Origin of the sequence: Pelosinus fermentans JBW45 (assembly GCF_000271665.2) — a bacterium.
In the GTDB taxonomy this organism is placed as follows: Bacteria; Bacillota; Negativicutes; order DSM-13327; family DSM-13327; genus Pelosinus; species Pelosinus baikalensis.
In genome coordinates, this window is sequence record NZ_CP010978.1 from 3,925,919 (window position 1) to 3,939,312 (window position 13,394).

Here is a 13,394-nt window from a genome sequence, read left to right on the forward strand (position 1 = left end):
AATAACTAGTCGTTTTTCGTATCTCTATGGTGTATTTGTCTTGGCGATTATGCCAATATCATCCCAATTTGACCAATTGTAATATTGATCAATCCATACACTTAACTTTTTTAACCTTAACTCTCTGATTTCATGTTGTTTGACCCATAGCTCCTGGAATCTGGAAACAAAAGAAAAAATATCGGTAATAACAGTAGAAAAATTAAGCGGACTTACCCCTTGCTCGCTGAAATTACCATCATGAGAGGATAATAAAATTCTTTGAGAAACCGCGCTAAACTCATCAAAGGATTTTAATGCTTCCATTACCATGGGCTGATACTTGGAGTCATTCACATTGGGAATTCGATTTCCCCCAATCGCCTCTAATTCGATGGTTGATCGCAATCCAGAAAATTTTGCCGCTGCGATTTGATATTTTAGTTGAGCCTCGAGATAATCTCGATCCTTTTGCCGATCAGCATATTTCTCTTTAATCACTAACACATAACTTTCCGCAATTTGCTTGGCTGCTGCCGAGTAAAAAGATGCGGGAAGTTCAGCCGTTTTTGACGACGTTCCTGTCGCACAAGCCCACCCTGGTAGGGCAAATAAAAATGCCAGCGGCCATAAAAGCAACTTTTTTATCATAATGAGCACATCCTTTAGCAATGTGAAAGGCTATCCAGCAACTTCGCCTTGCTTAACTGCCGTTTCCACCTCCATGGGATGCAAGACATTCTGGTAACCGACAGTCAGATCCAGGAAACCGTTGCCTTCTTTTATTTTTTTATAGCCTAACGTACTGGTCCGTTTGCAAAGCTGGGCATAAATCTCCGCTTCCGTAAGGGTGCGTTCAAAGTCCTTTTCGCATTGATTGATGATCAGGGCCGCGGCCCCAGCAACATGGGGTGTGGCCATAGAGGTTCCGGAAAGAACGGCATAACGGCTGCCAGGATAGGTTGAAACAATCTCCACTCCCGGAGCAACCACATCAATCTCTTTATTCATTGTACTAAAGGTTGCCAGCTTTTTGCTCAGATCCACAGCTCCCACACCGACTACCTCGTTATACCCGCCGGGGAACTGTCTTTCAACCTGTCCCGTATTACCAGCGGCGCAGACCACCAGCACCCCGCTATCCGTCGCCCGGACAATGGCGTCATGTAAAGCCGAATCATCGGTTTCTCCCCCCAATGACATAGAGAGGATACGCACTTTCTCCCCTTCTGCTCCCTGCCACTGAAGGGCATAGTCGATAGCACTGATCAGATTTTCATAACCTCCGTTTCCGCTGCTGTCAAGTACCTTAAGAATCAGCAAATCTACCTGAGGAGCCATACCGACGACACCCTGGCTGTTCTCGGCTGCAGCAATGGTTCCCGCCACATGGGTACCATGCCCATTACTGTCGCCAAACTGATCCGGGTCCCCATTATCGTCAGTTGTAAAGTTGCGCCCGCCAATAATACGGTCTTTCAAATCGGGATGATCCACTTGGCAGCCCGTATCCAGGATGGCAACTACCACCCCTTTGCCCCGCTTGCTTGGCTCCCAAACCTCCGGTGCTTTCATTAATTGAATACCATCGGGTATTTTTTCCGCATTGTCCAAGATTTCTTTCACCTCAAAAGGTAGAAGCTTCATTTCATGCATGTTGATTCCTCCTTAAGTTCGCCTTACTTTAGATTCATGATCAATAAGGATCCTCTTGGCATAATAAAGCATCCTGATAAGCTGGAAAAGAATCCTATATAGTTTCATTATACTCGATCACTTCTGGTAATAATAGGGAATTTTTCGCACTCTACTGCTATTGATTCCAAAGCTAGCTCTTTAATTGCTTCGCTTATAGTCTTGAGCGATATTGTACATAGAATCGGCAAAAGTCTTTGGTTGGACAGATGTAAATCTGACAAGCTGCTTACGATCTTCCAAAACCACTCCTCGTGCGCTGAATACCCGAGTCTCAGTCACCGCATATATTTTCCTTTTGAGTTGAAAGACCATTTGAATTTCACTGCAGGCAACCTCATCCCCCTCGTTCAGTTTTTCTTTGTAGACCTCATTCAGCTTGTCAATGACTTTTGGATCGGTAAAGATGGTTTTCGTTAGAACATTCACCTGTGTTTTATCTGTTTCATCAATGCTCAATGACTGATGGTCAAACACGTAAATACCAATGTCATTGGTAAATACATACGACCAGCGCTCCTGCTCAATTTCTGCCATGCTCGGTTTGGGTCGAACACTAATCTCCCAGTCCGGCGGCGATATTCTATCTGATTCTTCCGCCTGTACGATAATACCGGGAAGCAGCAGCCAGCACAGCACCAATAGCAGCATTATCTTTTTCATTGTTAACAAAGCTCCCTTTCAACTTTTACGATGGATGGAATGTAACTAAACCCCTAAGCGCAGCCTTCCAGCAAGTGAAAGACTGCGCCAAAGAGTTTGCTTAGAATATAAATTACAGAGTAGGCTGCATATCTTATGGATTTTTCTTTTTGAGTTCGTCGGCAAGCGCTTTTGCCTGACGAGCCAGTCTGGCTTGGCCGACAAAGCCTTTAGCAGAAGCAGCAGCTGTGCCTGCTGCCATTTTGGCTGCTGGTGCATCAGGGGCGATAAAGCAAGCTGAATTGATTTCGGTGTAACCGGCATCATTCAGTGCAGCTGCATTAAAGGAAGTGGGTGTGCCGCCAGTTGTCGTAGGCAGGGAAGAATAGGCATCGATTTGGTTGCCTCTGACAAACCAGAAACGGCTAGGAGTGCTTTCTGCCTGTATGCCCCAGAAATAACCACCGGAATTAACATTGTCCACGACCGTCCAGTTGGTTGTGCTGGGGTTTGCCAGATTGGCAACGGTCGAGCGGTAAATTTTCCCTTCCATGGCGGAAAAGCTGGAATTATAATGCCCAACAAACACATAGGCATTGTTGGCGTTGGCGATGCTGATATCGCGGAAGTCACCTGCCCAGCCGGACGGCAAAGCAACATTGTTAACACTCATTTCATTATCTTCGTCGATTGTGACGATGCTTAGGCGGGTCAAAGCATTTCCGGAACCGGCATTTTGCACGCCGCCCAGTGCACATATGTATAATTGATTGCCCCAAGGCTCTAGGGTAAAGCCGTTTCTACCCACTCTTACACTAGTTATAAAGTTTAGCGTACCATTAGTATTAATTTCATATTGCAGCACATAACTGTCGGCGTAGACCTCATAACCGCCTTCTGGGTTGCTGCTGAACAGAACATAGAGATAATCACCAATAACAGCCAGACCTTCGCCATGCACATCGCCGGTCACCGTCAATGGGAATTCATAACTCATCGTCTGGGTAAAAGCATCACTAGTCATATTCACGGCCGCAATTTTTCCCAGGTCATAGCCAGTAGCGTACAACCAGTTGCCCTTACTGGCAACTGCGTGCAGGTTGCGGACAGCAGCCCAAGTATGGCTTGCAAGGGGCACTGCCCAATTTCCCTGAGGTTGGATGATCTGATTGTTAATCAAACTCCCGGGATTGGCAACATTATACTGACGCAGCACCAGACGACTATTGCTATGCTCAAAGAAATTAAAAAAGGCGGCATCACCGTTCAAACCGGTTATTTTGGCCTTAGCGGCGGCGGTGTCAACACTTGACGTACTGCGGGAACCAGTAATGGCCCCGGCTTGACTATTCACATAATTGCTGATGGCATACGCAAACAAATTTTCAGACATTGAACACACACTCCTTTTATTTTCGTTTTTTCTTTTTTCTAAAAGCTGTCTATACTATTATTGATCGCTCTACATTGGAATCACCTCCTTAACTCAACACCATAAATAAGTCAGAACGTATAGCTCATGGTTGCATAGTAGGAGCGCCCCTGGATGGGGAATGCAACATTGTACCCTTCACTCTGGAGGTTATTATAGGCTTTTAGCTTGGGTCCCTTATTAAAGACATCATTGACGCCCACCATCACTTCCAAGCCTTGGTAGAATTTATATTTGGCACCCAAGCCAATGGTGGTCAGTGCATCCTGACCGTACCACTGGTTAAAACTATTGACCTTGGTGCTCTCGGTGAACATTTCTCCCAAATATTTAACCTCACTAAACAGCAGCGTCCGATTGTCAGGGCGGTAGCCCAGCCGCAGCGATCCTTCCCATTCGGGAGCATACGCCTGCTTGGCGTTCCAGTAGGCATTGGTACCGGTAGGGGAGTCATTTTTGATTCTGGCTTTGGTGTCAGTATAGGTGGCAGCAATATCCAGATCCCATTTGTCCCATTTGAGATTGGCCTGCATTTCCACGCCCCGTGCCCGTCCTTCCGCGCTGTTGCTATAGCACCAGTAGTCGTAGCCATAGCGCCACAACTGCAAAAGGTTTTTCGCATTGCGGCCGAAATAGGTTACCTGCAGCTTGCTGTCGGCGCCCAGCGTACGGCCGTCCCAGAGGGCGCTGACATCCCACTGTTTGCCTTCTTCCGGCAGCGGGAACAGGGAAATCAGGTTGCCATTGAGGTCACTGCGCGGCGCCGGCAGTATACCGGCACCGTCGCCGGCAATCTCATACAGGTTGAGCAGCCGGAAATAGGTCCCGCCCGTGGCCCGCAGGGCGAAGTTGTCGTTCACTTGTTTTTTCAGGGCCAGCTGCCAGGTTGTCTTGCTCTGGGTTTCTTCGGCTTGTTGGTTCCATTTGTGCTGGTAGTCACCTTCCAGCGGACTGGAGCCGAAGGTGGTAGACGAATTATAGCGAATACTGGGAGTCAGCCATAAATCGCCCGCTTTCCCCAGCGCAATGGTATCCTGCACCTGGGCATTAAACATTTTCTGCTTATAAAAAGTGCGGTAACGGACAGTGTCGGGGTTGGTGGCGTCAGTGACCATGGAACCGGCGATATGCATTTTTTCGTCCGAGTAGTTGACCATGAACTCAATCAGATGATTGTCCCCCGCCTTGTAAGTGCCGTCAAGCATGCCGCCCCAGCGCTCAGAGTCGTACCGGCTCCATTCGCGGAATGGAATCTTCCAGTAGTAAGAAAGATCCTTGAACCAGGTACTATTATTGCGGTAGCTTTTGTCCTGATCCAGGTAATTGACCGACCAGCCCCACTCCAGATTGCCCGCATTGTCGCGCCGACCAGCCTGCAGCTCCTTGGTGGTCAGCTTTTGCTTTTTATCCATGTTCAGTGGCAGACCTGTTTCACCGTGAGCGTCAGCATCCCTGCCCGAATCAATAGCAGCAAATGCTATTCCGGGAGTATCCCACAACTGCTGAGGCAAATGCCGGTCGATCTCCTTCCAGGCGCCTTTGACTGTCCAATGGTCGTCCTGCCATTTGACAATAGCATCAGTATTTTTATAGTCGTTATACCGGCGCCAGCGGGTTCCGTCCCCCAGCTCGGCTTTGAGTTTTTCATATTTCTCGATGTCGGCCATAAGCGACTGCATCTGCGTTCCGTCGGGCTTCCAAGATTCAGTACGTGATTTTGCAACATAGTTCGCGTAAATATCAAGATATTTGGCGGGATCGGCAGCTATCTCAGCATAACTGATGTTAATACTCATATCATTGTATAATTCCCTATAATAGGTTTGGGCATAGCCCTTTACGTCGCTTATGATCCCATTTGGGTTAGCACTGGAGTCACCGGTGTAGGCTTTGGACGTTATTAGTCTTTGATACCCGTAATCATACAGAGCCTGATACTCTGCTTCATAAAGGGCGGTCTGGCCGCCGGGCAGTACTTCAGTTGCAAACTTCACCCATTCTTCCGGGTTATTTCGGTAATATTCAGCCTGAGTATCGGATAAGGTCTGTTGCGTGGCTACAGTCTCATAACCTGACCGGGATTTTACTGTGTTGAAATCGGCTATCCCTTGCTCGGCAACTGTTGTCAGAGAATTCTTCCGTTGGTCAATCTGACTAGCATAGGCCGCTACCTGCTCATCGCTGGCATAATTCTTGTACTTGAAATCGCCTTCGCTCTGCTCCCGGTTGATGCCCACCATTAGACTGCCGCTGCCCAGAGGCGCATCCACCTGTAAGCTGCCGATATAGCCGCCATACGAGCGCTGCCCGATGCTGGCAGTGATATTTTCCTTGGTTGGACGCTTGGTCACAATATTGATTACACCGCCCATAAAGGTGCCGCCAAAGCGCGCCGGGATATATCCCCGGTATACCTCAATACGCTCAACGTTTTTAATCGGAATAGTGGAGATATCCGCCGCCGCGTCGCCGCCAAGATTAAACAGCACTCCATCCACAAACAACCCTACCTGTGCCGCCGTCGATCCACGCACACTGACAGTGGTATATTGGCCTTTACCATTCACTTCTCGCACATGGACGCCGGGCACGTCTTTTAACAAATCAGGCAGGCTTTTCTGCTCGCCCTTATAGTCCTCCGGGCGGATGATAGTTACAGTGCCGGGCGAGAGCTTGGACTCCCAGTCCGGGCGCTTGGCTTCTACCGTGAGCGCCGGTAAATCATAGTCTGTCTGCTGCTCCTCGCCTTCAGATTCGGCGGCATAGGCCAGGCTGCCCAATGGCATGACACCGACCACCAGCGCACAGCCCAGCCCCAGAGTCAGCCGTTGCAGAATGCGACATTTGCGCGTTTTTTGGGTTTTTCCCGTACTCTTTGCCAATTCAGATACGACTTGCCAACAGGAGCGGGCGCGATTCCAGATGATTCTATATACATGGTTCAAAAAATATCATTCCTTTGTTACTTTCTTTACTTCTTGCATAGTTGCTGGATGTTCTTACTGCATTCAATAATCCAGCTGCTCATATAAAATAATAGCAATAAAAAAACTCCCATATTGGGAGTGCTTACGTTGGACCACCAGAAAAATTTACGGCAGCTTTACGTAATCTCCTCCCTGTCACTCGCAGGTTAAATGGTGATTGTTAGATAGGCAGTTCTCCTGACTTCGGATCATTGCTTTCTCGCGCCTTCCCAAAGCCTAAGCTCCAGTGGCATTGATGCGAGATTGCTCCCCGTTACAGTGGCGGGACCGTGCCGGCATTACACCGGTCTTCCCTATTAAGCCCCGAAGGGCACCTATCCCGATATTCTGTTGTATCTAATCCTATGCATCGCTTCATAACAGTATTACATTATCACAATAGTATGACTTTTCTCTTATCCTCTCATCGCTAAATTTTGAATTCCAACTTTACTTTTAGCTTGTCCATCAAAACACCCATATTTTTTCCTGATCATTCTCCTTTCATTTGCTACCATTTATCTCTGGTGAAGATAATTCACAGAGACTATTGCTTCTTTTATGTACCCACTTATTGCATAAAAGCCACAACCTACCAATATCACCACAGCCATGTAGTATTTCGTCAACGAAAATAAAAGAAGCCACCTGTGACACCGTCCCAAGAGGCTTCTTATTCCATGCAGACAATTTATCTGCACAAAAAAATGCAAAAATGCATCCAAATCCCCTCCCCATCTCTCGCAGGTAAAACGGTGATCGTTGTACAGGCAGTTCTCCTGGCTTAGGATCATTGCGCCTCCAAACCTTCCCAGAACGATTCGTTCCAGTGGCATATCTTGGATTTGCTCCCCATTACAGTGGCGGGACCGCGCCGGTCTTTAACCGGCTTTTCTATGAAGCCCTTACGGGCACCTGTACCTATATTTAGTTTTGTAATTGCTTTTTTCAAATGAAATTCAAAGAATTCTATTTATTCCATTATAATCCTGTGGAAATAAATATACAACTATTATCTCTATGAAATAAAAAACTCAATCAGACCTTTTTTGCCCAGAATGTTTTCATCTATTTTTCTACACTCATATAAAACTGGAGGGAGATTCTCAATTTTATTTAAGAATCTCCCTCCAGTCAGAAATCATTAATCAGTTTCCAATGTATAATTACATGTCAAACGTTGCGGAAAGCATCAAGGTTCTTGGCATGGATAATCCAATCGTGCTCGATCCGCCTCTGGCGATCCAGTAATCTTTGTCAGCTACGTTGTAGCACATGGCACTTAAGGTTATAGGGGTACCGGAAAATGCAGTTCTGTGTTTTATGCCTAAATCAAAAGTCACGACAGAAGGTACTTGTGCCTTATTATCGGTAACATAGGCAGAACCGCTATAAACAGCACGACTAATAATAGAAGTCTTTTTATCAGCTTCGTATTCCAGCGCCAGAACACCACTCCATTCGGCAACACCGTTAACATGATAACCATCCAGCAGACCTTTTGCAGTTTTTTCTCTTTGGGCATCTAAGTACATGATTACCTCTTTTATTTAATGTATTATTCCACCTTCTTTATTGAATCGTTTCCCCATAGATTGCCTCTAAAAATTTAAAAAGGTATCCAGCAGTTGTTTCGTGTATTCTTCTTTTGGCTGTTTGTATAAATCTTCAGCGGTTTGCTGCTCAATGATTCTACCTTTATACATTACGGCAATTTCATCACTACAGGCTTTTATTACATCAAGATCATGGGATATGAACAGATAGGATATTCCTTGTTTTTTTTGCGCATTTTTAAGCACTTCGATTACCTGGGCTTGAACAGATACATCCAGCATGGAGGTAGGCTCATCTAGTACTAATAATTTGGGCCTAAGCAATAGTAATCTGGCGATACAAACGCGCTGCAACTGGCCGCCGCTTAATTGATAGGGCCGCCTGTTTAGTAGTTCCGTACCGAGACCGACAAATTGCAGCTGTTCCTCGATTTGCTCATCTAGATATTCTTTGTCACCGATGTCATGGAATCGATAAGGTTCTTCCAGACTTTTGCCGATCGTCATGCGGGGATTTAACGAAGACTCGGGATTTTGGAACAAGATCTGCATTTCTTTACGCAGTTTTTTCATCTGCTTCATTGTATAATGGCTGATCTCTATGCCATTGAAAATGATTCTGCCAGTGTCGCATGGTATGAGTTTTAGAGCAAGACGTCCAAGAGTTGATTTGCCGGACCCGCTCATGCCAACCAAACCCAATGTTTGTCCTGCTTTAATTGAAAAAGAAACGTTATTGACGGCAAGGGTATGGGTTCGTCCAAATAAGCCGCTTTTGAATTCTTTGCTTATATTGCTGACATTAAGCATATTTCCAGCACCTCACCCATCGACCATTTACTTCTTGCAAAGCCGGCTCTGTTAAGCAGCATATATCTTTTCGGCAGGAACATCGGGGATGGAATTTGCAGCCTGTCGGCAGGTCAATGAGGCTGGGGGGCATACCGGATAAAGGCAATAATTTCTTGTGGGGCTGGGCATCGATCAAACCGCAGGTATATGGATGCAGCGGCTCATCAAATATTTTGCCAGCCGGCCCCTGTTCAAGGACCGTACCGGCATATAGGACAAGGACTGTATCGCATATCCTCTGAGCAAGCCTTAAGTCATGGGTAATCAGGATAATGCTGCTATTTGTTATTTTTTTCAAGTCCTGAAATACTTGAGACACTTCCTGTCGTATAATGGCATCTAAGCCCTTGGTCGGTTCATCGGCAAGGATCCATTCCGGTGAAAGTGTGGTACTCATGGCGCATAAGGCTCGCTGGCGCATGCCGCCGCTTAGCTGAAATGGGTAGCTGTTAAAAGTTTTCTGCGGTTCATGAAAAGAATAGTTTTGCAATTGTCCGATGCCATGGGAAATGCCTGCTGTTTTAGTTTTTTTATCATGATAGCGATAGCCTTCGATGATTTGTTTGCCGATAGTCATGGTAGGATCAAAGGCTGCATCCGGATTTTGCGGTATAAAGGATATAATTTTGCCACGGATCTGGTTCAGCTCTTTTTCCGTCAATTGCAATAAATCAATATTTTTGTAAATAATACTGCCGGTTATCAGACTATTCGCTGCCAGCAAGCGCAAAACAGACATGCCCAATACGGATTTGCCGCTTCCCGTTTCGCCAATCATGCCAGTGATTTCCCCGCTATTGAAAGTCATATCCACGTGGTTTACAGCATGCACGGTTCCTGCTTTAGTCTTGAAGGAGATAGTAACATCTTTTAAATAAACATTATTATCCAATTTATATAGCCCTTCCTACAAATATTGTTTGTTTATATCCTGCTGGATACTAAAGAGATCACGCAGGGCATCGCCAATTAAATTGATACTGGCGCATAGAGCTAATATGCATAAACCAGGGGCTAACAGCAGATTGGGATAGCTGCGGAAATATATTTTAGCGTCATTGATCATAACACCCCAATCGGCCTCTGGCGGCTGCATGCCAAGACCCAAAAAACTCAGCGCAGCAATGGACAGTACTACCGTGCCGATTCGTACCGTGAAAAGTATGATAAGGGAATTGAATATGTTCGGCAATATATAATGCACTAGGATGTAAAAAGCACTGGCACCCAGGCTGCGTACGCCTTCAATATAATTTTCTTCCCGTATTTTTAATACCTCGCCGCGCACAATTCGGGAAAAACCTGCCCATGAGGTCAAAGTAACAGCTAACAGCAAACTGGCTGTACTTGGCCCCATGACACCGGCAATCGCGATCATCATGCTCATTCCCGGCAACCCCTGAAATATATTTACCAACAGTTGTATGATCGTATCAATGATTCCGCCGAAATATCCGCTGATCATTCCTAAAGTAACCCCAAAAAGCATGGTACATAAAGCTGCTGCCACGGCAAAACGGATGGAAACTCTTGCACCATATAGGATACGGCTGAATACGTCTCGCCCTAATGCATCGGTTCCCAGTAAATGAGCCCCAGAGCAAGATTGCAATGTTTCATCCGGCAATACTTGGTTGGGATCATAAGGAGCGATAACGGGAGCAAAAATAGCACCGCTTAGCATCAGCAGCAAAATGAAAGCGGCAATTTTATAGATGATAGAAAGTTGTTTTATGTTAACCACTTACTTCCCTCCCAAGCGTATTTTAGGGTTTAATAAAAAATAGCTTATATCCACCAGAAAATTAAACAGAACAAAGACTAAACCTGTGAAGATGACGTATCCCTGGATCGCCGGATAATCCCGTCCTCTTATCGCTTCTAATACATAACTGCCCAAACCCGGTAAAGAAAAGATAGACTCAATCACAGCGGAACCACTAATGATAGCGCCAAAGTAATTCCCTAATAAGGTGATTACCGGAATAAGGGAGTTCAACAGACCGTGCTTCCAGATAATCATTGGAAATGGCAGCCCTTTTGCTTTTGCGGTGAGTATGAAATGCTGCTCCAGCACTTCCAATAGTGCAGCACGCTGAAGACGCATCAAGGTGCCGATCGTTCCCGCCGCCAAGGCAAAAGAAGGCATAATGAGATGAACAACTGTACCATATCCGCTGGTTGGCAATAGATGCAGCTCTTCAGAAAAAATCCACATGAATAGGATTGCCAGCCAAAACGCCGGTATGGATGTAATGATCAACGCTGCTGTTCTGAGCACAAAATCACTTTTTGAATTGTTTTTATAAGCCATAAAAACGCCCATTGGGATAGCTGTAAATATGACCAGCAGCAATGTGAAGGATGCCAGACTGATGGTTACCGGCAGACGCAGCATCAGTTCGTCCCAAATGGGACGCTGGGTTATGTAAGATACGCCTAGATCACCATGGAGGATCTGCAGAAGCCATGACAGATACTGGACGATAAAAGGACGGTCTAATCCCAGCTCATGGCGCTTATTGGCGATTTCCTGGGCACTGGGAGTAGAAACTCCGTCCATGTTCAATAATACCGCAGCAGGATCACTTGGTGATATAACACCGAGTATAAACGCTGCTATGGTGATGCCTAATAAGACAGGAATAATCAGCAATAATTTCTTGACAAGATAGAATAAAATATCGTTCATCACTTTACCCACTCTATTTTATCTAATGTTATACCATAAAGCAGCGGTTCATAATTTTGTATTTTTTTGCTGTGAACAGCCAGATTCATATCAGCAAATAAGGGTATACAAGGCGGAGACTCGACAGATATATCCTGCAGCCAGTCATATATTTTAGCTCTGTCAGCTATTTCTAACGTGGCATCTAACTGATCGAGCAATTGCTCGGCTTCGTCGTTGTTATAGCCTAACCGATACTGCATATTCGCACTGCCGGTACGTTTCATATAATTTTTGAATAATATCGCCGGCTCAAGATTAGGCAGCCCCTGGGTGCCGATGATGATGTCGTAATTACCAGTTGCTCTAGCATCCTGGATAGCGGCCCAGTCCATAATGACGATACTGGCATTCAGGCCGAGTTCTTTCAGCTCTGCTTGAATGAACTCCGTTATTTCTTTATAGGGGTATCTGTCAATTCCGTATTGAGGAAGCAAAAAAGTGATATTGGCCTTTTGGCCCTTTAAAACGGCATTAGCCAGTTCTTTTGCTTCCTCCACATTCCGCCGGGGTTTAATTTCTTTGCTAAAAGGGGATGCTCCATTGAGGAAATTACCCGTTGGTATGGCATAACCATGAAAAAAGTTCTTCACAAGTACATCCCTGTTAATCATGAGGCTTACGGCTCTTATCATGCGAGGATCGTTAAAAGGCGCTTTTTCGCCATTGCAGAACAGATAATGGGTAATGGTAGATTTGCCTATTGCTACAGCAAAACGATTGTCTTTGATCAATTCACTGGTTAATGCAGGAGTTAATGAACCTATATCTAAAACTCCCATTATTTCCTCTGCTTTTAACGCTGAATACCGTGTTTCGGCATTAGGAATATTCTTGATCCGGATCGTTTTGGCTTTTGCTTTGCCGCCGTAATAATCATCGTTACGTTCCAGTACGGTATACTGCTTCGCAACATGATTAGCAATCTTAAATGGACCGGTACCGGATGCGGCGGTGCTAAAATTACCGGTACTGCTGTCAAAACAGTACGGACTGAACATCGCACTGCCAAAATTGGTCATGCTGTAAATAAGTGTTGAAAATGGTTGGCTGAATGTCAATTTGACTTTGTTGCCCTCCATTGCTTCGACTTCTTTTAGGTTAGGATATACTTTATTGATATCAAAAAGATAAAAGGTTGATACCCTGGGCGTTATATTCCGATACCGTTCAAAATTTTTTACTACTGCAGCAGCGTTAAATGGCGTTCCATCATGAAATTTTATGCCTTCTGCCAACTCAAAGATCCATTCTGTATAGTCAGAGGAGTGTTCCCATCTTTTTGCCAATTTAGGCGCGGGCCTGCCGTCTTCGCCTATTCCTACCAATGGCTCCCATACCTGCAGGATAGAGCTGGTATAGTAAGGATCTTTATCGCCGGGGGTGAGATCCCTTGCAGCAGCAAGGACGATTTCCCTATCAGGATCATTTAGTTGTTCCGTATTGCCAGAGCATCCAGCTAGGCTGACCATGATGCTAAGGGTTATAAATAACCTTAATGCGGTCTTATAAAGATAATAATTTCTCACAATAATGGGTTC

The 13,394-nt window shown here is 45.5% G+C and carries 11 protein-coding genes and 2 riboswitches; all 11 genes read right to left on the minus strand.

Annotation, left to right across the window (positions count from 1 at the left end; translation table 11 throughout):
• Positions 1-24: 24 nt before the first annotated feature.
• Positions 25-630, minus strand: a complete 606-nt coding sequence (locus JBW_RS17420) for a hypothetical protein (RefSeq protein ID WP_007956089.1) — start codon at positions 628-630, stop codon at positions 25-27.
• Positions 631-660: 30 nt separating this feature from the next.
• On the minus strand, positions 661-1,626 hold the full coding sequence (locus JBW_RS17425; protein WP_327078734.1) for a S8 family peptidase: 966 nt from the start codon (positions 1,624-1,626) through the stop codon (positions 661-663).
• Positions 1,627-1,815: 189 nt separating this feature from the next.
• Positions 1,816-2,337, minus strand: coding sequence for a hypothetical protein (locus tag JBW_RS17430; RefSeq protein ID WP_007956092.1), 522 nt, complete (start codon positions 2,335-2,337; stop codon positions 1,816-1,818).
• 133 nt (positions 2,338-2,470) lie between these two features.
• Positions 2,471-3,709, minus strand: a complete 1,239-nt coding sequence (locus JBW_RS17435) for a hypothetical protein (RefSeq protein ID WP_007956094.1) — start codon at positions 3,707-3,709, stop codon at positions 2,471-2,473.
• A 110-nt stretch (positions 3,710-3,819) separates the two neighbouring features.
• Positions 3,820-6,693 (minus strand): TonB-dependent receptor domain-containing protein, encoded by a 2,874-nt coding sequence (locus JBW_RS17440; protein ID WP_007956096.1) that lies wholly within the window; start codon positions 6,691-6,693, stop codon positions 3,820-3,822.
• Between the two features lie 191 nt (positions 6,694-6,884).
• A riboswitch (cobalamin riboswitch) is annotated at positions 6,885-7,068 on the minus strand.
• A gap of 397 nt (positions 7,069-7,465) precedes the next feature.
• A riboswitch (cobalamin riboswitch) is annotated at positions 7,466-7,648 on the minus strand.
• A gap of 232 nt (positions 7,649-7,880) precedes the next feature.
• Positions 7,881-8,249 (minus strand): TonB-dependent receptor, encoded by a 369-nt coding sequence (locus JBW_RS17445; protein WP_007956101.1) that lies wholly within the window; start codon positions 8,247-8,249, stop codon positions 7,881-7,883.
• 66 nt (positions 8,250-8,315) lie between these two features.
• Positions 8,316-9,080, minus strand: coding sequence for an ABC transporter ATP-binding protein (locus JBW_RS17450; protein ID WP_007956103.1), 765 nt, complete (start codon positions 9,078-9,080; stop codon positions 8,316-8,318).
• Entirely contained in the window at positions 9,073-10,014 is a 942-nt protein-coding gene (locus tag JBW_RS17455; protein ID WP_007956104.1) for an ABC transporter ATP-binding protein, read from the minus strand. The genes JBW_RS17450 and JBW_RS17455 overlap by 8 nt, the downstream gene beginning before the upstream one ends.
• Positions 10,015-10,029: 15 nt before the next feature.
• Positions 10,030-10,866 carry an ABC transporter permease gene (locus JBW_RS17460; protein ID WP_007956105.1) on the minus strand — a complete coding sequence of 279 codons (837 nt, stop codon included), beginning with the start codon at positions 10,864-10,866 and terminating at the stop codon, positions 10,030-10,032.
• On the minus strand, positions 10,867-11,814 hold the full coding sequence (locus JBW_RS17465) for an ABC transporter permease (protein ID WP_007956106.1): 948 nt from the start codon (positions 11,812-11,814) through the stop codon (positions 10,867-10,869).
• Positions 11,814-13,382 (minus strand): ABC transporter substrate-binding protein, encoded by a 1,569-nt coding sequence (locus tag JBW_RS17470; RefSeq protein WP_007956108.1) that lies wholly within the window; start codon positions 13,380-13,382, stop codon positions 11,814-11,816. The genes JBW_RS17465 and JBW_RS17470 overlap by 1 nt, the downstream gene beginning before the upstream one ends.
• Positions 13,383-13,394: the final 12 nt, after the last annotated feature.

Coding starts and splice junctions, on each gene's coding strand:
- JBW_RS17420 (WP_007956089.1), bottom strand. CDS start 630: ATGATAAAAAAGTTGCTTTTATGGCCGCTGGCATTTTTATTTGCCCTA.
- JBW_RS17425 (WP_327078734.1), bottom strand. CDS start 1,626: ATGAAGCTTCTACCTTTTGAGGTGAAAGAAATCTTGGACAATGCGGAA.
- JBW_RS17430 (WP_007956092.1), bottom strand. CDS start 2,337: ATGAAAAAGATAATGCTGCTATTGGTGCTGTGCTGGCTGCTGCTTCCC.
- JBW_RS17435 (WP_007956094.1), bottom strand. CDS start 3,709: ATGTCTGAAAATTTGTTTGCGTATGCCATCAGCAATTATGTGAATAGT.
- JBW_RS17445 (WP_007956101.1), bottom strand. CDS start 8,249: ATGTACTTAGATGCCCAAAGAGAAAAAACTGCAAAAGGTCTGCTGGAT.
- JBW_RS17450 (WP_007956103.1), bottom strand. CDS start 9,080: ATGCTTAATGTCAGCAATATAAGCAAAGAATTCAAAAGCGGCTTATTT.
- JBW_RS17465 (WP_007956106.1), bottom strand. CDS start 11,814: ATGAACGATATTTTATTCTATCTTGTCAAGAAATTATTGCTGATTATT.